This is a genomic window from Pseudomonas arvensis, assembly GCF_056688935.1.
In genome coordinates, this window is sequence record NZ_CP162038.1 from 3477125 (window position 1) to 3494776 (window position 17652).

The window sequence follows — 17652 nt, forward strand, 5'->3', positions numbered from 1 at the left end:
TTCCTGTGCCTGTGGCGAGGGAGCTTGCCACAAAGGTCACCCGTTCAATCCACAATAAACAGCTTCGCCCCGACGCTCGTCGATGAGCGATGCGCTTCCATGTCATTGCCCACCTGGTAACTCATCCCGGCCGTCAGCGTGAACTGACGGCCGTCTTCCAACTCCGTATGCAACTCGCCGTCCAAACACAACAGCACGTGCCCGCGCTTGCACCAGTGATCGGCGAGGTAGCCGGGGGTGTATTGCACCATGCGCACGCGGGTGGTGCCGAAATGGCAGGTGCGCCACAGCGCATTGCCGGTAACGCCGGGATAGACGACGGGTTCGAGCGTGGCCCAGTCGGTGGTGCCAAAGGGGACAGCAGTAAGGTGCATGGGAAGCCCGTTCGTGAGTGGTCGTGGTGCGAGGCTATCGGCCAACAGAGGTGGGCGATAGACACAGATCCCATGGTTTTGTGAGATACAGCTGACGGCGCTTGTTATCCTGCCAGCCTTGTCTTCATGGATGCGCGCTGATGCAGATCGACCCTGCTTACCTCCTGCTTGAAACCGAGCACTGGCGGCTCAACCATCACCTGGCTTCCAAACTGCCGGGGTACCTGATGCTGGGCGCCAAAGCGCCTATCCATTCCCTGGCGGACATGTCGCACGCCGCACTGGCCGAACTCGGCGGGCTGCTCGCCATGACCCAGCGAGTCATGGAAGCGCAACTCAAACCCAAGTGGCTGTACATCAGCCGTTATGGGCATATGCCAGGGTTCCCGATGCACTTTCATTTCATCCCGGTGTATGACTGGGTGGAAGAGGCGTTCTGGCGGGACGAGCGGTACCGCGTGCTGCAAGACTTCGCCGCGCCAGGCATTGCGCAGGCGCAGACTGACGGCGCCGAGCTGACGCTGTTTGTGTGGCGCGAATTTGGAGAGAGCCAGAGGCCTCCGGCGGTTCAGGGGGATTCGGTAGAACGGGTTATCAAGCTGTTGCGCACTAAGTTCGCCGCTCGATAACGACACTTGGCTTGATGCATCAATGCGTGGTTACAAGTCTTTCTGGCAGCTCTCCGATGTCTGCATACAGTTCAGAAAAGACCTTTGGATGTGGCCCGTATGAAACGCAAGGTTCGAATCCTGATTCTGTGTAAGACCTACCCTTCTCCCAGTGCCAAATACGCCGAGACTTCCTGTGTTGCCGGTATTGACGAGGCAGGCAATCTGATACGGCTTTACCCCGTCCCGTTCCGTTTGGTCAACGGGGACCAGCAATTCGCAAAGTGGCAATGGATTGATGCCCTGATTGAGAAAAACCCAGGCGATCACAGGCCAGAAAGCCACAAAATTGCGGTAGACAGCATCTGCGCGGGAAACGTATTGCCCTCTGGTGACTGGCTCGAACGGCGCGTATGGCTGGATAAATTGCCGGTCTATGGAAGCTTTGAAGCACTGGAAAGAGCCAGAATTGATAGCAACGTGACGCTTGGTCTGATCAAGCCCCTACGCATCCGCACATTACGCATTCAAAAGTCAGCATCGGAAACATGGACGCCTGAAGAAATCGAAAAACTGGAAGCCATGCAGCGCCAACCCAGCCTGTTTGAAGACCAAGAGCGCGCCAGCATCAAGCGGCTGGAAAAGGTGCCTTTTGACTTTCATTACATCTACGAATGCCTGGTGGACGGCGAAGTTAAGTCCTACACCCATAAAATCGTGGACTGGGAGGCCAGCCAGCTCTATCGAAATGTACGCCGCAAGCACGGCGCGTTCGGATGGGAATACCCGTTCAGGCACAAATTGGAGACCGAACTACCCACGAAGGATTTGATGCTCTTGATGGGAACCCTCCACCGATTCCCAGGGCAATGGCTGATTGTCAGCCTGATTTATCCGCCTAAGCGACAGAAAGAAGACGGTCAACAAATCGCTCTGTTTTGATCGGCAAATGCTGGGTTTGCAGCGAGCTGTGCAGCGCTTGGGCCGATTCCGCGATCAGGCTGCGATGGCAAAAATTGGCGTCTGCTTCATAACAGACCATGCAGATGCGCTGTTCAACCGCGCTGGACACCAGCTCGTTCAGCACGTTGTCCTGTGTGCGGATGTAAGCTCGGAAGCCGCGAGCGTACGCAACCCAATCTCCGTCTTCCTTGTACTGCTTGCGTATGGGTTTCGGGCAGCCCAAAGGCCGACTGTGTTCATAGGCGATGCCTTCAGCAGCGAGGCACTGGGCAAAGGCTTTTTTGGAGAAGCCCTTTTTACGCGAGAGTGGATACTCACGCACATCGAGTACCTTGTCGATACCGGCCTGCTTCAGGCGGGCGATAAACGCATCAATGGTGAGGCCCTCATAGCCTGCGGTATAGAGGTTCATGCGAATTCTCCTGGAGCCTCCCGGCGCGATCAAAACGTAAAAAAGCGCCGGGACTATACCATCGGCAACTATTGCTCAGGCCCCGAGGGTGACGGGCGGAGCGGGCAGATCCGCTTCTTCATCGGGATACACGCCAACTCCAGCCCCGACGGCGAATGGTAGATTGCCTGCTGCTCGCCCTCATACCCGCACGCCCGATAGAAACTCGCTGCATTCAACGTTGCATCCAGCACTACTTCGCCTAACGCCAGTTCCCGCGCCAGCGCCTCAAGATGATCCAGCAATGCCTTGCCGTACCCGCGCCCAGTGAACTGAGGCAGTACAAACAGTGCGCCCACTTCATTGTTGTCGAGGTCGAGCATGCCGGTGGCGACCGGTTTATCGTTTACCCAGCCAAGGTAAAACGGTTTGTCCATTAACCTGTTGTAACCATCGTCGGCACTGCCGCGGGTCCAGAGTGCCATTTGTTCTGCGGTGTAGGCGCCGATGCATTGGCTGCGGATGGCTTCGCGGCGGATGTCAAAAGCGGCGTTGGCGTCTTCGCGGGTGGCGCGTTTTATTTCCAGCATTGGGTCCTTCCTTTATGCGGGCGGGTTACCTCGCGGCCTGGTCGGCGCCTTGGGGCAGCGCGTGGGAGTTTATATTAACGCGATCCGGAGGCTGGATGCTGGGGCACGCCCACTCGCCACAAGAGCCCGTGTCACTCGGGGAGTTTGTATCTATCATGTGGCCCTTCACCCAATACCCAGGAACCCGCATGCCCGCCCTCACCTTCCGCAACGCCCTGCCCGCCGACGCCGCACGTTGCTATGAAATCGAAATCACTGCCTACGAAGGCGACGAAGCCGCGACCCTGGAGAAGATCGCCACCCGCATTGCACAGTACCCGCAAGGCTTTTTGATCCTTGAAGCCGATGACCACGTGGTGGGGTTTATCAACTGTGGCTGCGCCCATGACGTGGTGATGTCGGACGAGGCATTCAAGGAGTTGGTGGGGCATGCGCCCGGGGCGCCGAATGTGGTGATCATGTCCGTCGTGGTCGATCCGGCGCATCAAGGCAACGGCTATTCCACGGTATTGATGAACGAGTTTGTGCGGCGCATGAAGGCGCTGGGCAAGCAGACGATTCACCTGATGTGCAAGGAGCAGCATGTAGCGTTGTACGAGCGCATGGGCTACACCTACGTTCGACCTTCGCCCTCGGATCATGGCGGGATGGCGTGGCATGAAATGGTGATGGCGCTCTAAGACACAACTATATCGAGATATATACCGATAAAAATTTGCACCCGCGCAAAAGGCACGGCCACAGACAGAATCTTTATTCGCACCGTCGCTATTTAAAGAAAAACCGAGATTGCGCACCAACGCCAGGACGGAACCTACAGCCACAGCGCTTATTTTTCGAACGGCGTCCAAAGCGGTTTTAAGCGGTTACACACCTGAAAATAAGCTCTCTTGAACGGCCTGGCAGGGCTCGATAGTCTCTGGAACGACCCGTCAGACCTGAGTCCGAAGGGCCCTTTTTTTTACCGTCAGAGAGGTTCAGTCATGTCTTCAATCAATGGTTTCAGTACATTCTCTTCGATGTTCCAGGCATCGGGTACGGGCAGGATCGATAACGACACGCCTCGGCCCAACCCGCTGGACAAGCCCGACAAAAATGACGTTGAACACTTCACTCCGCGACCGCAAGGCAAGCCACTCGACACTTCGCGTTTCTACTCGCTCTCGCAAATACTGCTAGGCAATATGGCGAGCAGAATCGACAACGATAAGCCCATGCACAACTCGCTGGATAAAACGGCCGGGGATGACGCAGAGATGTTCGATCCCACTACCCAAAGCTGGCAGCCCACCCAGGCAGCCGGGAATGGCCAATACGCCCCTCTCGGCGATCCTTATCGCGAGGCAATAGATTTCGAGATCAAGTCCGATAACATAGGCGGATGGGTGCGAGCCTAAAAACCGCGAGAAGCCATGATGACTACCCCCCTCATTGAAATCAGCGATCTACCCCAGCCCGATGTCGAACGCCTGCTCGGCGCCGGCCTTGCTGCATTCAACAAGGACATCACGGGCTTCAACGACCGGCGGCCTCTGACGGCACTCGTCAGAGACCCACACACCGAGGAAATTCTGGGAGGCATTACCGGCAGAACGTCCTTTGGCATGGCCTTCCTCGACCTGTTCCACTTACCCGACGCGCTACGCAGCACAGGCCTGGGCAGCCAGCTACTGCGAGCCTTCGAAGACGAAGCCCGGCGCCGGGGTTGCCTGAATGCCGTGCTGTACACCATCAGCTTTCAGGCGCCAGGCTTTTACGAGAAAAATGGGTGGGTGCGGTTTGGGGAAATACCCTGCGCGCCGGAAGGCAGCAGCCGCGTATTTCTGACTAAGCAGCTGTAACTTTCACGAATAGAAAGTCCCCCGCCAGTGGCAAGAACATTCGCCCTTACCAGCTCCCCGACGCCCCGCCGCCGCCACTGGACCCACCGCCGCCCGACGAACTACGGCTGGAACTGGAGCTGGAGCTGCTGGAGCTTGAACCTGAACCACCACCCGAACCGCCCCCCGAGACACTTTGCACAAACAGCAGAAACGCTGCGAAAGAAGCCACCGGGATCGCGATGATCCAGCCCTGATAACCGTGCCCCAGCAGCACGCCCGCCGCCACGTAGATCGCCGCCGCCGCCAGCGCCCGCACGAAGAAGAAACGCGGACGGGTTTTCCACGATTCCCTGATGACAAAAAACAACCCCACGTAGAGCCCGAGGATCAACGTCCCGCCGAACGGCCACAGCAGCCAGTGGACAAAGCTGACCGCTACAAACCGGTCCGCCACCACGACCCCGACCACATAAACCAGCACGGCCATCACGCAGTAGAACGCCGTGCGCGCCAGCCACAACGCACCGAAGGTGGCGCCGCCGATCAATATCGTCAGCGGCAATACGAACAGGAACATCGGCCATTCGCGGCCACCGCTGAAAGTCGTCAGCAGTACGGTGACCGCCAGCGCAGCGATCAATGCTCGGCGCCAACCCAGTTGGCGGGAGGCGACCAGCACACCGCCAATCGCACCGAAGATAAACGCCAGCAGCACCGCCATCGCCTGGGGGTTGACGCCAGGCCCTGCCACGGCGGGCAGCTCGCCGCCGTCCACCAGCACGACCAGATCATTCACCCCCTGGCTGATACCCGCCGTGTAATCGCCCTGACGAAACGCAGGCGTGATGTGCTCCTCGATGATGCGGTGGGCCAACAGGTCGGTGACGGTGCCTTCCAGGCCATAGCCCACTTCGATGCGCACCTTGCGATCATCCTTGGCCACCAGCAACAGGATGCCGTCGTCGACGTCCTTGCGCCCCAGTTTCCAGGCGCGGAACAGTTGGTTGGCGTAATCCTCGATGCTTGCCGCGCCAATGGAGGGCACCAGCAACACGGCCACCTGGGCGCCCTTGCGCTGTTCGAGGGCGGCAAGCTGCTCTTTCAGACGAGTGGTGGTGCTGGCGTCGAGGGTGTTGGTGAGGTCGATGACCCGCTGATCAAGGGCGACGCCAATCGGCGAAGTGTCAGCCTGGGCGATGATTGACAGGCTGGCGAGCATCAGTACCAGCAGAACCGAGAGAGAGTGCCGCAACCACCGCATCATGTTTGTTACCTGAAGTTTCTTCCTGAAGGCGCCGACTTTACCTTATCAGCGCTATAACACGTGACCTCACAGCGGTGACTATTTAAACTGCCGCACACATAGCAATACGCCATAACTTTGAGACCCTCATGGACCTACGCCACCGCAACAACCTCACTGTGATGGGCTGCGGGACTTCGACCCTGGTGTTTTCCCATGGGTTCGGCTGCAACCAGGCCATGTGGAACTACCTCGCGCCGCAATTCAAAGAGCGCTTTCGTGTGGTGATGTATGACTTGGTAGGCGCCGGGCTCTCCGACCTGGACGCCTTCGACAAGACCAAATACAACACGCTGGAAGGCTACGCCCACGATCTCAATGAAATCATCGACGCCTACGCCGAAGGGCCGGTGATTCTGGTGGGGCATTCGGTCAGCGCCATGATCGGCACCCTCGCCGATCGCCTGGTGCCGGGACGGATCGCCGCCCATGTGATGATCGGCCCCTCACCGCGCTATATCGATACCGATGGCTACGTCGGCGGTTTCAAGCGCAGTGATATCGACGACCTGCTCGATACCCTCGACAGCAACTACCTCGGCTGGTCCAGCGCCATGGCCCCGGTGATCATGGGAACGCCAGAGCAACCTGCGCTGAGTGAGGAGCTGGCCGAGAGTTTCTGCCGCACCGAGCCGGACATCGCCAAGCAATTTGCGCGGGTGACTTTCACGTCCGACAACCGCCAGGACGTGACTGGCCTGACCACCCCGGTGTTGATCCTGCAATCGAGCGACGACCTGATCGCCCCGGTGGCCGTGGGCGAATACCTGCACAGCGTGTTGCCCAACAGCACCTATTGCCTGGTGGACAACGTCGGCCACTGCCCGCACATGAGCGCGCCGCAAGCCTGCGCCGCGGCCATGGACACGTTCCTCACGCCGTGGGCGGTGGCCCGTGCCCACTGAGCTGTTCGACAGCGCCGCCTGCGCCCTGGCCGTCACCACGCAAGACGGCACGATCCTGCAAGCCAACGCGCGCTTCAGTGATTGGCTGGGGTTCAGCAACGCCGAGCTGTGCGGCCAACGCTTCCAGGACCTGCTGACCATCGGCGGGCGGATCTTCCACCAGACCCACCTGGCGCCGATGCTGCGCATGCACGGCAGCGTCACCGAAGTGAAGCTGGACATGCTGCACCACGACGGCCACAAGGTGACCGTGCTGCTCAACGCCAACAAACGCGAACAGGCCGGCGCGGTAGTGCACGACCTGGCGCTGTTCGGCACCACCGACCGTGACAAGTACGAACGCGAGCTGCTCAACGCACGCAACCTGGCCGAAGCGCTGTTGCAGGAAAAGAGCGCCACCGAACTGGCGCTGCAACGGGCCCAGGCTGAATTGAGCGAGGCCTACGCGATTGCCCAGCGCCGTGCGCTATTTGCCGAGCAGATGGTCGCGATTGTCAGCCATGACCTGAAAAACCCGCTCACGGCGATCCGCATGGCGTCGGACTTTCTCCGCCGTGGCGAGCGCACCGCCAAGGAACGCCAGCTGCTCGGGCATATCGGCCAATCATCCGAACGTGCCCAGCGCATGATCGCCGACCTGTTGGACTTCACCCAGGCCCGGGTCGGCCAAGGCATCACCATCAAGGCGGCGCCACTGGACCTGCATGAGGTGATTCATCGCACGGTGGACGAGCTGCGTGTGGCGTTCCCCAAGGCGACGTTGGAACATATCGCCAAAGGCACTGGCGACGCCTGCCTGGACGCCGACCGCGTGCAGCAGATCATCGGCAACCTGGTGGCCAACAGCGTGGCCTATGGCGACCTGCAACGACCGATCACCATCACCTCGCAATTGGATAACGGCGCATGCGAAGTGGCCGTGCATAACCACGGCGCGGTCATTCCCGAGGCCTTGCTGGCGGTGTTGTTCGAGCCTATGACCCGTGGCACCGACCAGGGCAGCGAAGTGCGCAGCGTGGGTCTGGGCCTGTATATCGTGCGCGAGTTGGCCAAGGTACATGGCGGCGATGTGGCGGTGAGTTCCTGCGCCACGGGCGGTACCACGTTTACGGTGAAGTTTCAGAACCGGTAGCCCTTCAAGACAGATAGACACTGCCCTGCATCACCGGCTCCACGCTGCCGGTCAACACCAGGCCGCCCTCGCCCGTCCAGTACACGGTGACCGTGCCGCCATCGCACTGCACCTGCACCGTGGCATCCAGCAAGCCACGCCGGATGCCATTGACCACCGCCCCGCAACAGCACGAACCAGACCCCAGCGGCACGCCACCGCCACGCTCCCAGATGCGCAGGCGGATATGCCCACGGTCGAGCACCTGCACAAAATGCACATTGGTCCCGGCCGGGAACAGCGGATGAATTTCCAGCGCAGGGCCCACTGCGGCCACTTCAACGGCGTTGATGTCGTCGATAAAAAACGTGCAATGGGGATTGCCCATGCTGCACGCCGCCGGGCTCCCCTCGATCGGCAAGGTGCAGGTGTCCATGGCCTCGGCCAGCGGTACAGAGGCCCAGTCCAGCGACGGCTCGCCCAAGTTCACCGACACCCGCCGCCCCGCCTCGCGCACGCAGGTCAGCAGCCCACGGTCCGTGCGCAGCACCACCGAATCGCTGCCGGTTTCATGCATCAAACGGTCGGCCACGCCGCGGGTGGCGCTGCCGCAGGTTTGCAGCGGCGTGCCGTTGGGGTTCCAGAACTTGATACGCGCCACGGCGTCTTCGCAATCCAGCACCACGGCCAGTTGATTGAAGCCAATGCCGGTGTGGCGATTGCCCAGGCGCCGGGCGACCTGCGCGGTAATCGGGTCATCCAGGCCACGGCGGTCGACGATGATGAAGTCGTCGCCATGGGCGTGCATTTTTACGAACTGCAAGGGCATGGAGTGTCCTGGGGTCGACCTGTGGGGGAACTGGAGGATACCCTGAACCCGCCCTACTGACCTATCGAAGGACCGAACCATGCTTATCGTCTTCAGCGGCTTGCCCGGCACCGGCAAAACCACGATTGCCCGTGAACTGGCAGGCCGGATCGCTGCGGTTTACCTGCGCATCGATGTGATCGAGCAAACCCTTCGCGATGCGGGCGTGGCGCCGGGCGCCAGCGGCTACGGCGTGGCGAATGCCCTGGCGCTGAGTAACTTGCAGTTGGGCCATAGGGTCGTTGCCGACTGCGTGAACCCGGTGCAGGAAAGCCGCGTAGCGTGGCAAGAAACCGCCGCAACGGCAGGCGTGGCTTTGGCCAATATCCAGGTAGTTTGCTCTGATGCGCGGGAACACCAACGCCGGGTCGAAACCCGTGAGGGGGATATTTCAGGACTGACTCCACCCTCTTGGCCGTCGGTGCTGAAACACGACTATGAAGCGTGGAGCAGTAAGCCATTCAGTATCGATACGTCATTAATGTCTGCAACTGCTGCGGTGCTGGCGATCACCGACTTTCTCTCGTCAACCTACTCTTTTCCAGTGGCCCGTGACTCAGTTTGCTTATCCCTCGACTAAATAATGGCGGATAGCCATCAATCAAAAAGTATTTGCCGTATCGTTAATCGACGTCGAGGCAATTCACTTAGATAACGTCCCATACCGAGAACGCCCGTGACAGAGAATGAAATCAAGCTGCTGAGTTATCTGATATCGCATTTCAGAGCAGGAAAAATCAACGCAAACGATCCGCGAACGCACCTTCCCTACTCGCAGGTTCACGCTGAACTGGGTCTACCGCATGACGGACGCACGCTCGGGGACAGCTTGAACGTTCATGCTATGGGGGGATTGGCAAAATGGCTATTTGACAACCGGCTACCGGCGATAACGGGGGTCATCATTAACAAACTCGACTCCCCCGAGCCGGAACGCCGAGGAATGCCATCGCCGCCCTACTTCACGTTTCACGACCGCGAGGACCTCGATTACATCTGGCAACGAGACCAGATCAGGCGCGCATGTGAAATAAACTGGGGGGCCGAACTTGAACGGTGCGGCATAACCCTCGCAGATATCTTCCCACTGCCTGAAGAAATTCCGGATACGGTGATCGAAGGCGCAAGAAAGAGCATCACGGTCAATGCTTATGAGCGCAGCTCAGCAGCGCGTGATGCTTGTATCAAGGCGCACGGCGTAAAGTGCTCGGTGTGCAACTTTGACTTTGAACGCGTTTATGGGGGGCGTGGCAAAAGCTTCATCCACGTGCACCACCTCATACCCCTGAGTGAAATCGGCGGCGAATACGAACTGAACCCCGTAACCGATTTACGCCCGGTATGTCCCAACTGTCACGCCATGCTGCATCGAGGCGGAAATATCAGCATCGACGAATTGAAAAGCGAAATAGACTTTGTAAATGCCTTGCGTCGCTAACCAGCAAAACCCGCACGACAGGTAAATCCACCATGCTCAAAAATATCCCAATGGAGCCGTATGAACATAATTGAAAATGGCCATACCAATACGCTCTGCGAGTGATCGGTACTCCCCGCCAGTGATGCTCACAGCACACTCCCCATCGCCTTCATCAACACCAGGTCCCGTGCATAAATGTCCGGCGCGTACACCAGCCCACCCTGGCGGTCGACCTCGACCGTCCAGTAGCCGAGCAGCACCGGCACCGGCGTGGCCAGCCTGAATTCATGGGTCACGCCGGTGGCCAGCAGTTCATCGGTACGCGCGCGCTCGGCCGGGCTCACCAGCAGGTCGCGCAGCAGCAACGGTTGCTCTACCCGCACGCAACCCGAGCTGAACGCACGCGGGCCTTTGGTGAACAGCGGCTGGCTCGGGGTGTCGTGCAGGTACACCGAATACGGGTTGGGGAAGCGCATTACGATCTTGCCCAGCGGGTTGCGCGGCCCGGCTTCCTGGCGCAGCAGGATATTGCCGGGGCGCGCCCAATCGATCTGCTCGGGCGCCAGCGGATGGCCTTCGGCGTCGAGCACTTGCAGGTTTTGCTGGCGCAGGTATTCGGGGTTGAGGCGGATGGCCGGGAGTTTGTCCTCGCGCATGATGGTCGGCGGGATGGTCCAGGTGGGGTTGAGCGTCAGCCGGGTGATGCGTGACTTGAGCAGCGGCGTCTGGCGCTCGGCGCGGCCTACTTGCAGGCGGGTTTGCCACACGGGAATGCCGCTCTGGTACACGCTCAATTGCGCGGCGGCGACGTTGACCAGCACGCCCTCGGGCTCCAGGTCCTGGGCCAGCCAGCGGAAGCGTTCGAGGTTGATGCGCAGTTGCTCGCGGCGCATGGCCGGGCTGATATTGAGTTCCGCCACGGTGCCAGCGCCGATCACACCGTCCGATTGCAGGGAGTGGCTGACCTGGAAGGCTTTGACCGCCGCGACCAGTTCGGGGCGGTATTGCTTGCTGGCACCCGTGGGTTCGATCGGCAGGTAGCCTCCGCTGTGCAGCCGACGCGCGAGTTCCGGAACACGTGGATCGTCCATGCCAGGACGCAACAGCGGGCCGCTGCCAACCGCATCCCATTGGGGCAACGGCTGCTGGCGCACGGTGGAATAGGCGTTGCGCAGGCTGCGGTACAAATCCGCGCTGGGACGGGCCTGGTCGAACGCTTGCGCCATGTCGTGCAAGCCGGTGGCGGCAAAGGCCAACACCTCGGTGTCGGGGTCGCGGGCAGGTGGCTGGGAATGCCACAGCGGTTCGAAACGCGATTGCTGCAAGCGGCCGAAGTGCAGATCCTGCAGGGCTTGCAGGTAGTGCTGGCTGCTGTCGATATCGCTGCACAGCACGTTCTGCGTGGCGTGTGGCGCGGGCAGACTATAGTGAGTGGGGTCCAGGCCATCGTCGGCGAGCATCAGCAGCTGGGTCTGGAGCGCCTGGCGGCGCGTCTCGTCCGACCATAACGGGGCATCGCCTTGTTGCTGATAAAAGGCTTGCAGGCGCGCCAGGGCGGGCGCGTCGATCTGCGTCGCCAGGCCGGGGCAGACGCTGGGCAGTTGCGCCAGGGCTTGTTGCACCGGGGCCAGGTCCACCGGCGCGGGAGTCGTGACCGGCAACGGCTCCACCGGCAGCGCGTCGGCCGTGGCGACCAATGGTGCAACGAGCAAGCAAATGCTCAAGTAACATGCGTGTTTTTTGAACAATGACTTGGCTCCAATCCACAGTGGGGGAGATGTACTGTAGATGCTGACTTTTATGTACCGCCTGGGGATCGCCGTCAGTCTGGCTGTATTGAGCAATGCTGCGCTCGCCGCCAACGGCAACCCTCCTACCTTGTATAGCAGCCTGGCGCGCTCGGCTCCAGAACTCAACCCCACTGTACTGAAAAGCGCCTTGAGCGCGATGCAATGCGCGGTCAGCAATGGCGAGGAACGCTCCGAGCGCCTGGCCGTGATTGACTATTCCCAACCGTCGACCGCCCGTCGCTTGTGGATTTTCGACCTGCGCAAGAAAACCCTGGTGCTGCGCGACCTGGTGGCCCACGGCGCCAAGTCCGGGGAAAACTTCGCCACCCAGTTTTCCAATACCGAAGGCAGCCATCAATCCAGCCTGGGCCTGTTCCGCACCCAGGAAAGTTACCTGGGCACCCACGGTTATTCACTGCGCATGGACGGCCTGGAGCCGGGGTTCAATGACCAGGCCCGTGATCGCGCCATCGTGATTCACGCCGCCGACTATGTGAGCCCGCTGTGGAGCAAACGCGAAGGCCGTATCGGCCGCAGCCAGGGTTGCCCGGCCGTACGCCCGCAGGTGGCGCGCCAAGTGGTGGACAAGCTCAAGGATGGGCAGTTCATGTTTTCGTGGTACCCGGACCAGCGCTGGTTGAAGTCCTCGACGTACCTCAATTGCAAACCCCAACAGGTGGCGAGTAGTCGTACAATCCGTGGCGGTTAGCCTGTCCCCACAGATAAAAGAGAGCTTCGCATGCTTCTACATCAATCGACCTGGATCGAGATCGGGCAGTTTCTGGAGCGCAGTCGTACGGTGGTGATCCCCATCGGCTCCAACGAGCAACACGGCCCGACCGGCCTGTTGGGCACCGACTGGATGTGCCCGGAAATCATCGCCGTCGAGGCACAAAAGAACGCCGACATCCTGATCGGCCCGACCTTCAATATCGGCATGGCCCAGCATCACCTGGGTTTTCCCGGCACCATTTCGCTGCGCCCTTCCACCTTTATCGCCGCGATTGGCGACTGGGTGCGCTCGCTGGCCGGGCATGGTTTCGACAAGATCCTGTTCCTCAATGGCCATGGCGGCAATATCGCGACCATTGAAGCGGCGTTTTCCGAGTTGTACGCCGAAGCCAGTTTCGCCCGCCGCCCAGCCGGCTTCGCCTTGAAGCTGGTGAACTGGTGGGACCTGGAAGGCGTCAGCGACCTGGCCCACCGCCAATTCCCCGTAGGCCACGGCAGCCATGCCACGCCGTCGGAGATTGCGGTGACGCAATGGGCGTACCCGGGCTCGATCAAGTCAGCAGACTATGCGCCACAGATCGCCAACACCGGCCCGATCCGTGAAGCCCTGGACTTTCGTGCGCGCTTCCCGGATGGACGCATGGGCTCAGACCCGGCGCTGGCGACGGTGGAGAAAGGCGGTGAGTTGGTGGCGTTGGCGGCTCAAGGGTTGGTCAAGACCGTCAACAGCTTCAGCAACGAAGCCAAAGCCTAGGCCGAGTACACATCAACCGGTAGGAAGGGCTGCTTCGCAGCCCAGCGCAAGCCTGCTCACTACAGGTTGCCTGAAGTTATTGGCATTCCTTGGCAGCCAATTCCAGCCGCGACGGCGTTAGTGCCGACGCCAGCGGCTTGCGCTCATACAAGAACACCTTGCCGCCCTCTCCTGCCTTGTAGGCTTCAAGCACATCGTCGGCGGCGATCTTGCTGGTCAACACGGCGCGGGCGTGGCGCGAGTTCTGGGTCACGGTCGAGGTGATCCCGTGTTTTTCCAGCTTGGGCAGGACGCATTGCAGATAGGCTTCGGGGCCTTTGCTGGTTTGCAGGGTCAAGGTCGGCGTGTTGGGGGCGGATACACAGCCGGCCAGCAACAAGGCTGCGACCGGTAAGAGAAAAGAGCGCATTAAGAATCCTGACGGTAAAAAGTAAAAGTTCACGTTAACTGGCGCGCACCAGCGCCTTGAGCGACGCATCAAACTGCTTCAAGGCATCGAGCTGTACATCGCGCTGCTGTTCGATCTGCGCGGCAATTTCCGGCGCGGCCTTGTTGCGGACCCACACCGACGGCACCTGCCTGTGCACCGCGCCTTCAGCCTTGGCGATGTATTGCAGGTCGGCGTCATAGAACCGCGCAATAAAACGCGCCTCGACCTGATCGTTACGCTGGGTCAGCAGTTGGTTATGGGTGTCGAGCATCACCACCACATCGGGGTGAGCCTGCACCAGGGCATCCAGGTTGTCGTAGACGGTGACCGACAAAAAAGTGCCTTGCAGCGAACTCATCAACCAGTCAATGGCCAGTTCCGGGTCGGAACTATTGACGAACGCCTGGCGGATACGCCCGTCGAGGGCATCCTTGGCGCCATTCAAGGCCATGTCGTGGTAGCGTTCGAGGTAGCTGAGGTTGTCGCGGGTGTTGTCGCTCAACAACACACCCGCTGACTGCGCGTGCTGCAGGGAGTTTACGCTACCGACGATGGGTAGCAAATGGCCTGTACGCAGTTCACCGGCAATGGCCGCGTTGTTCGCTGCCACCGTGGCCAGCATCAGAATCATTAAACCCAGCTGAATCATCGTCCTCATCGCGCATTTCCTTGAACAGCGTCTCGATGAAGGGATTTTGCGCTTTCCCGGTAAAAACAGAACTTGCGATGCGTGATGGTGACTATTATCTGAAGCGATAGTGTCACGATAAAACCGATAAGGAGCCGCCATGAAGCCCCACCAGAAAACCTTCGACCGTATCCGTGAAGCCGTCCTGCCGGAGTTTCGCGAGCGGATTGCCGATTACCTGGTCGACTATGAAACCGTGCTGCAGGACATCAACGCCGACGCCGACCAAGCCTGCGCCAGCGCCCAACAATTGCGCGGCTACCTGCGCGGCTTGAACACCACGCGGGTGCTGGGCATGGCGGATTGGGAAGACCTGGACCGGCGCGTGCAACAAATGACGGCCAACGCTACAGCACAGGACGTGACTGATTGACCCATCCCTGCACCGACGGCCGTTGCCACTGGCGCTGGGCATAAGCCACCAGCTCGGCCGGCACGCTGTCACCGTTGAGGATCAGGCGGTTGAGCATGATCGCCAGGTCCACATCGGCAATCGACCAATCACCGAACAGGTGCGTCGGATTACCCGCCAACAACGCCTGCGCCCCAGTGATCAACCGGCTGGCGGCCGCTTTGGCCACGGGTGATAACGGTGGCATCTGCTGTCCGTAGAACACCACCAGCGTGGAGCGCTCCTGACGGATCGGCAGCAAATCACTGCGCAACCACGCCTGCACCTGACGCGCCCTCGCCCGGAGCTTGAAATCTGCCGGGTACACCGCTGTGTCAGGGTAGGCGTCTTCCAGGTACTCGGTGATCGCCGAAGATTCGGACAGCGCAAAGTCTCCTTCTACCAAGGTCGGTACACGCTGGGTCACAGATAAGCGGGCAAAATCGGCGGTCTGGTTTTGCGCCGCATCCAGATCCAGGGTAACCAGATCGAAGGGCAGGCCTTTTTCCCGCAGGGTAACGAACACCGACATCGCGTACGGGCTGGTGAACAGCGAATCAACGTAAAGGCGCAACGGGCTCTGGCTCATGGGCAATCTCCTTGAATGAGCCTTCACGCTACGAGATGTGCGCGGATAAAGACAATGCAGGGTTTTTATGGGGGCATTCCTGGGAGGAATACCGGGTTAGCCGGCAAACCCGCCCTTGTCCAGAAAAACGCGCTCTTCATCGGTGGTGACCCTGGCCAGCACCGCATTACGATGCGGGAAACGCCCGAAGCGCTGAATGATCTCGGCGTGCTCCTTGGCCCAGCGGTAGGTGTTGGCATCCAACTGCTGGTTGAGGGTCAGGGAGCGTTGCTGGTCCTTTGGGTCTTCCGAGTGCTCGAACGGCAAATAACAGAACGCACGCAATGCCGGCTCAACCTGCTGGTCGAGCCCGGCGTCCACCATGCGCTGGGCGTACAGGCGCGCGAGCGGGTCGGTGGCGAACATGTGCGCGCTGCCGCGAAAGGCATTGCGCGGGTATTGGTCCAGGAGGATCATCAGGGCCAATGCGCCTTCGGCTGAGTCCAACCAGTGTTCCAGCTCGCGCCGGGCGGCTTGCAGGTGGGTGGTGAAGAAGGTGTCGCGAAACAGTGCGTCGAAGGCGTCGTCCTTGGCGAACCAGCGTTTGGGGCCGGCGTGTTGCCAGAAGTCGATGACGGATTGTGGGGTGATCATGGCGAGGGGCTCCGATAGCGCTTTCAATGACGGTATCAGAACCGTCAGCCCGATCAGAGAGCAATTGAGGGCAACGGGCACGTTAATGTTATAGGATAACGTCCAATTTCCACCCTGCCCTGCGATCCCGCCCATGACTGATGCTGCTCCCCTACGTCAACGCCTGCTCTCCATCGACGCCCTGCGCGGCCTGGTGATCCTGTTCATGCTGCTCGACCACGTGCGGGAAACCTTCCTGCTGCACCGCCAGGTCGGCGACCCGATGAGCATCGACAGCACTGAACCCGCGCTGTTTATCAGCCGCACCCTCGCCCACCTGTGTGCTCCGGTGTTTGTGTTGCTCACCGGGCTGTCCGCGTTTTTGTACGGCCAGAAATACCAGGGCCGCCGCGATGTGTCGGCGTTCCTGTTCAAGCGCGGGTTGTTCCTGGTGGTGCTGGAGTTCACCCTGGTCAACTTCGCCTGGACCTTTCAACTGCCGCCCAGCGTGATCTACATGCAAGTGATCTGGGCGATCGGCCTCAGCATGATCGCCCTCGCCGCCTTGGTGTGGTTGCCGCGACCGCTGCTGATCGCGCTCGCGCTGGTGATCATCGGCGGGCACAACCTGCTCGATGGCGTGCACTTCACTCCAGGTTCGGCGCTGCAAAACGTGTGGGCCATCCTGCATGAACGCAGCTGGATCGAGGTCTCCGCAGACCTGCGCCTGCGCACCACGTATCCGGTACTGCCGTGGATCGGCGTGATTGCCCTGGGCTACGGCATCGGTCCGTGGTTTGCCAATGCCACCTTGCCTGCGGTGCGCCAGCGCTATCTGTTGCTGGCCGGTATGGGATCGTTGGTAGGGTTTGTAGCGCTGCGTGCAATCAACGGCTATGGCGAGAAGCCTTGGCAGGCCTATGAGAGTGGCGTACAGACGTTGATGAGCTTTTTCAACGTAACCAAGTACCCACCTTCGTTGTTGTTCCTGGCGTTGACGCTGGGGATTGGGCTGTTGCTGCTGTTGGCGTTTGAACGCGCGGGGCGCAAGCGTTGGATCGGGGTATTGGCCGTGTTTGGTGCCGCGCCGATGTTTTTTTACCTGTTGCACCTGTACGTGTTGAAAGTGCTGTATGTGGCGTGTGTGGCGCTGTTCGGGCTTAACCAGGGCAACTACTTCGGGTTCGACAGCATCGGCGCAGTCTGGATGGCGGCGCTGTTGCTACCGCTGGCGCTGTACCTGCCAGTGCGCTGGTTTGCCGCGCTGAAGGCGCGTCGACGGGATCTGGCGTGGCTCAAATACCTCTGAG

The 17652-nt window shown here is 60.2% G+C and carries 23 protein-coding genes; 13 read left to right on the forward strand and 10 right to left on the reverse strand.

Annotated features, from left to right (window positions below; all coding sequences use genetic code 11):
• Positions 1-44: 44 nt before the first annotated feature.
• A complete protein-coding gene (locus tag AB3G88_RS15410; RefSeq protein WP_480450528.1) occupies positions 45-374 on the reverse strand; it encodes a DHCW motif cupin fold protein in 330 nt (109 codons plus the stop codon).
• Positions 375-514: 140 nt separating this feature from the next.
• On the opposite strand from AB3G88_RS15410, the gene AB3G88_RS15415 reads away from it, so the two are divergent.
• Positions 515-1003, forward strand: a complete 489-nt coding sequence (locus AB3G88_RS15415) for an HIT family protein (protein ID WP_480450530.1) — start codon at positions 515-517, stop codon at positions 1001-1003.
• 99 nt (positions 1004-1102) lie between these two features.
• The gene (locus AB3G88_RS15420; RefSeq protein WP_480450532.1) at positions 1103-1924 is read left to right on the forward strand and encodes a DUF8757 domain-containing protein; all 822 of its coding nucleotides are present in this window, start codon (positions 1103-1105) and stop codon (positions 1922-1924) included.
• On the opposite strand, the gene AB3G88_RS15425 is transcribed toward AB3G88_RS15420, so the two are convergent.
• Both AB3G88_RS15425 and AB3G88_RS15430 read right to left on the reverse strand, forming a co-directional pair.
• Positions 1881-2357 carry a DUF488 domain-containing protein gene (locus AB3G88_RS15425; protein WP_099586904.1) on the reverse strand — a complete coding sequence of 159 codons (477 nt, stop codon included), beginning with the start codon at positions 2355-2357 and terminating at the stop codon, positions 1881-1883. The two genes, AB3G88_RS15420 and AB3G88_RS15425, sit on opposite strands and share 44 nt — an antisense overlap.
• A 68-nt stretch (positions 2358-2425) precedes the next feature.
• Entirely contained in the window at positions 2426-2926 is a 501-nt protein-coding gene (locus tag AB3G88_RS15430) for a GNAT family N-acetyltransferase (protein ID WP_480450535.1), read from the reverse strand.
• Between the two features lie 188 nt (positions 2927-3114).
• Here AB3G88_RS15430 and AB3G88_RS15435 point away from each other — a divergent pair, with 188 nt between their 5' ends.
• The 3 genes from AB3G88_RS15435 (at position 3115) to AB3G88_RS15445 (ending at position 4767) form a co-directional block, all read left to right on the forward strand.
• Positions 3115-3606 carry a GNAT family N-acetyltransferase gene (locus AB3G88_RS15435; RefSeq protein ID WP_480450537.1) on the forward strand — a complete coding sequence of 164 codons (492 nt, stop codon included), beginning with the start codon at positions 3115-3117 and terminating at the stop codon, positions 3604-3606.
• A 303-nt stretch (positions 3607-3909) separates the two neighbouring features.
• Positions 3910-4323 (forward strand): hypothetical protein, encoded by a 414-nt coding sequence (locus tag AB3G88_RS15440; protein WP_480450539.1) that lies wholly within the window; start codon positions 3910-3912, stop codon positions 4321-4323.
• Positions 4324-4341: 18 nt separating this feature from the next.
• Positions 4342-4767 carry a GNAT family N-acetyltransferase gene (locus tag AB3G88_RS15445; RefSeq protein WP_400525995.1) on the forward strand — a complete coding sequence of 142 codons (426 nt, stop codon included), beginning with the start codon at positions 4342-4344 and terminating at the stop codon, positions 4765-4767.
• 46 nt (positions 4768-4813) lie between these two features.
• Here AB3G88_RS15445 and AB3G88_RS15450 read toward each other — a convergent pair whose 3' ends face one another.
• The gene (locus AB3G88_RS15450; protein WP_480450542.1) at positions 4814-6013 is read right to left on the reverse strand and encodes a TPM domain-containing protein; all 1200 of its coding nucleotides are present in this window, start codon (positions 6011-6013) and stop codon (positions 4814-4816) included.
• A 128-nt stretch (positions 6014-6141) separates the two neighbouring features.
• Here AB3G88_RS15450 and AB3G88_RS15455 point away from each other — a divergent pair, with 128 nt between their 5' ends.
• Positions 6142-6957, forward strand: coding sequence for an alpha/beta fold hydrolase (locus AB3G88_RS15455; protein WP_480450544.1), 816 nt, complete (start codon positions 6142-6144; stop codon positions 6955-6957).
• Positions 6947-8089 (forward strand): ATP-binding protein, encoded by a 1143-nt coding sequence (locus AB3G88_RS15460; RefSeq protein WP_191946298.1) that lies wholly within the window; start codon positions 6947-6949, stop codon positions 8087-8089. Before AB3G88_RS15455 ends, AB3G88_RS15460 begins: the two co-directional genes overlap by 11 nt.
• A 4-nt stretch (positions 8090-8093) precedes the next feature.
• Here AB3G88_RS15460 and dapF read toward each other — a convergent pair whose 3' ends face one another.
• Positions 8094-8897 carry a diaminopimelate epimerase gene (dapF, locus tag AB3G88_RS15465; protein WP_480450547.1) on the reverse strand — a complete coding sequence of 268 codons (804 nt, stop codon included), beginning with the start codon at positions 8895-8897 and terminating at the stop codon, positions 8094-8096.
• A 79-nt stretch (positions 8898-8976) separates the two neighbouring features.
• Here dapF and AB3G88_RS15470 point away from each other — a divergent pair, with 79 nt between their 5' ends.
• Both AB3G88_RS15470 and AB3G88_RS15475 read left to right on the forward strand, forming a co-directional pair.
• Positions 8977-9516, forward strand: a complete 540-nt coding sequence (locus AB3G88_RS15470) for a P-loop nucleotide/nucleoside kinase family protein (protein WP_480450549.1) — start codon at positions 8977-8979, stop codon at positions 9514-9516.
• Positions 9517-9612: 96 nt separating this feature from the next.
• Positions 9613-10374 (forward strand): HNH endonuclease, encoded by a 762-nt coding sequence (locus AB3G88_RS15475; RefSeq protein ID WP_400525985.1) that lies wholly within the window; start codon positions 9613-9615, stop codon positions 10372-10374.
• 128 nt (positions 10375-10502) lie between these two features.
• Here the strand turns inward: AB3G88_RS15475 and AB3G88_RS15480 are convergent, their stop codons facing one another.
• Positions 10503-12104 (reverse strand): L,D-transpeptidase family protein, encoded by a 1602-nt coding sequence (locus AB3G88_RS15480; protein ID WP_480450552.1) that lies wholly within the window; start codon positions 12102-12104, stop codon positions 10503-10505.
• Between the two features lie 40 nt (positions 12105-12144).
• Here AB3G88_RS15480 and AB3G88_RS15485 point away from each other — a divergent pair, with 40 nt between their 5' ends.
• On the forward strand, positions 12145-12855 hold the full coding sequence (locus AB3G88_RS15485; RefSeq protein WP_099586918.1) for a murein L,D-transpeptidase catalytic domain family protein: 711 nt from the start codon (positions 12145-12147) through the stop codon (positions 12853-12855).
• Between the two features lie 30 nt (positions 12856-12885).
• Complete coding sequence (locus tag AB3G88_RS15490) at positions 12886-13632, forward strand: creatininase family protein (RefSeq protein WP_099586919.1); 747 nt, start codon at positions 12886-12888, stop codon at positions 13630-13632.
• A gap of 76 nt (positions 13633-13708) precedes the next feature.
• On the opposite strand, the gene AB3G88_RS15495 is transcribed toward AB3G88_RS15490, so the two are convergent.
• Together AB3G88_RS15495 and AB3G88_RS15500 are read right to left on the reverse strand one after the other, a co-directional pair.
• A complete protein-coding gene (locus AB3G88_RS15495) occupies positions 13709-14041 on the reverse strand; it encodes a hypothetical protein (protein WP_099586920.1) in 333 nt (110 codons plus the stop codon).
• 34 nt (positions 14042-14075) lie between these two features.
• Positions 14076-14720: an ATPase gene (locus tag AB3G88_RS15500; RefSeq protein WP_480450555.1), complete on the reverse strand. Its 645-nt coding sequence runs from the start codon at positions 14718-14720 to the stop codon at positions 14076-14078.
• 130 nt (positions 14721-14850) lie between these two features.
• Between AB3G88_RS15500 and AB3G88_RS15505 the strand changes: the two genes are divergently transcribed.
• Entirely contained in the window at positions 14851-15123 is a 273-nt protein-coding gene (locus tag AB3G88_RS15505) for a hypothetical protein (protein ID WP_480450557.1), read from the forward strand.
• Here the strand turns inward: AB3G88_RS15505 and yfcF are convergent.
• Together yfcF and AB3G88_RS15515 are read right to left on the reverse strand one after the other, a co-directional pair.
• A complete protein-coding gene (gene yfcF / locus AB3G88_RS15510) occupies positions 15098-15730 on the reverse strand; it encodes a glutathione transferase (RefSeq protein WP_480450559.1) in 633 nt (210 codons plus the stop codon). The genes AB3G88_RS15505 and yfcF overlap by 26 nt on opposite strands.
• A 96-nt stretch (positions 15731-15826) precedes the next feature.
• Positions 15827-16363, reverse strand: a complete 537-nt coding sequence (locus AB3G88_RS15515) for a DUF924 family protein (protein ID WP_480450561.1) — start codon at positions 16361-16363, stop codon at positions 15827-15829.
• 133 nt (positions 16364-16496) lie between these two features.
• Here AB3G88_RS15515 and AB3G88_RS15520 point away from each other — a divergent pair, with 133 nt between their 5' ends.
• The gene (locus AB3G88_RS15520; protein WP_480450563.1) at positions 16497-17651 is read left to right on the forward strand and encodes an acetyltransferase domain-containing protein; all 1155 of its coding nucleotides are present in this window, start codon (positions 16497-16499) and stop codon (positions 17649-17651) included.
• Position 17652 lies beyond the last annotated feature (1 nt).

Excerpts from the sequence above, each read along its gene's own strand:
- AB3G88_RS15410 (WP_480450528.1), bottom strand. The coding sequence starts at position 374 with ATGCACCTTACTGCTGTCCCCTTTGGCACCACCGACTGGGCCACGCTC.
- AB3G88_RS15415 (WP_480450530.1), top strand. The coding sequence starts at position 515 with ATGCAGATCGACCCTGCTTACCTCCTGCTTGAAACCGAGCACTGGCGG.
- AB3G88_RS15420 (WP_480450532.1), top strand. The coding sequence starts at position 1,103 with ATGAAACGCAAGGTTCGAATCCTGATTCTGTGTAAGACCTACCCTTCT.
- AB3G88_RS15425 (WP_099586904.1), bottom strand. The coding sequence starts at position 2,357 with ATGAACCTCTATACCGCAGGCTATGAGGGCCTCACCATTGATGCGTTT.
- AB3G88_RS15430 (WP_480450535.1), bottom strand. The coding sequence starts at position 2,926 with ATGCTGGAAATAAAACGCGCCACCCGCGAAGACGCCAACGCCGCTTTT.
- AB3G88_RS15435 (WP_480450537.1), top strand. The coding sequence starts at position 3,115 with ATGCCCGCCCTCACCTTCCGCAACGCCCTGCCCGCCGACGCCGCACGT.
- AB3G88_RS15440 (WP_480450539.1), top strand. The coding sequence starts at position 3,910 with ATGTCTTCAATCAATGGTTTCAGTACATTCTCTTCGATGTTCCAGGCA.
- AB3G88_RS15445 (WP_400525995.1), top strand. The coding sequence starts at position 4,342 with ATGACTACCCCCCTCATTGAAATCAGCGATCTACCCCAGCCCGATGTC.
- AB3G88_RS15450 (WP_480450542.1), bottom strand. The coding sequence starts at position 6,013 with ATGATGCGGTGGTTGCGGCACTCTCTCTCGGTTCTGCTGGTACTGATG.
- AB3G88_RS15455 (WP_480450544.1), top strand. The coding sequence starts at position 6,142 with ATGGACCTACGCCACCGCAACAACCTCACTGTGATGGGCTGCGGGACT.
- dapF (WP_480450547.1), bottom strand. The coding sequence starts at position 8,897 with ATGCCCTTGCAGTTCGTAAAAATGCACGCCCATGGCGACGACTTCATC.
- AB3G88_RS15470 (WP_480450549.1), top strand. The coding sequence starts at position 8,977 with ATGCTTATCGTCTTCAGCGGCTTGCCCGGCACCGGCAAAACCACGATT.
- AB3G88_RS15485 (WP_099586918.1), top strand. The coding sequence starts at position 12,145 with ATGCTGACTTTTATGTACCGCCTGGGGATCGCCGTCAGTCTGGCTGTA.
- AB3G88_RS15490 (WP_099586919.1), top strand. The coding sequence starts at position 12,886 with ATGCTTCTACATCAATCGACCTGGATCGAGATCGGGCAGTTTCTGGAG.
- AB3G88_RS15495 (WP_099586920.1), bottom strand. The coding sequence starts at position 14,041 with ATGCGCTCTTTTCTCTTACCGGTCGCAGCCTTGTTGCTGGCCGGCTGT.
- AB3G88_RS15500 (WP_480450555.1), bottom strand. The coding sequence starts at position 14,720 with ATGAGGACGATGATTCAGCTGGGTTTAATGATTCTGATGCTGGCCACG.
- AB3G88_RS15505 (WP_480450557.1), top strand. The coding sequence starts at position 14,851 with ATGAAGCCCCACCAGAAAACCTTCGACCGTATCCGTGAAGCCGTCCTG.
- yfcF (WP_480450559.1), bottom strand. The coding sequence starts at position 15,730 with ATGAGCCAGAGCCCGTTGCGCCTTTACGTTGATTCGCTGTTCACCAGC.
- AB3G88_RS15515 (WP_480450561.1), bottom strand. The coding sequence starts at position 16,363 with ATGATCACCCCACAATCCGTCATCGACTTCTGGCAACACGCCGGCCCC.
- AB3G88_RS15520 (WP_480450563.1), top strand. The coding sequence starts at position 16,497 with ATGACTGATGCTGCTCCCCTACGTCAACGCCTGCTCTCCATCGACGCC.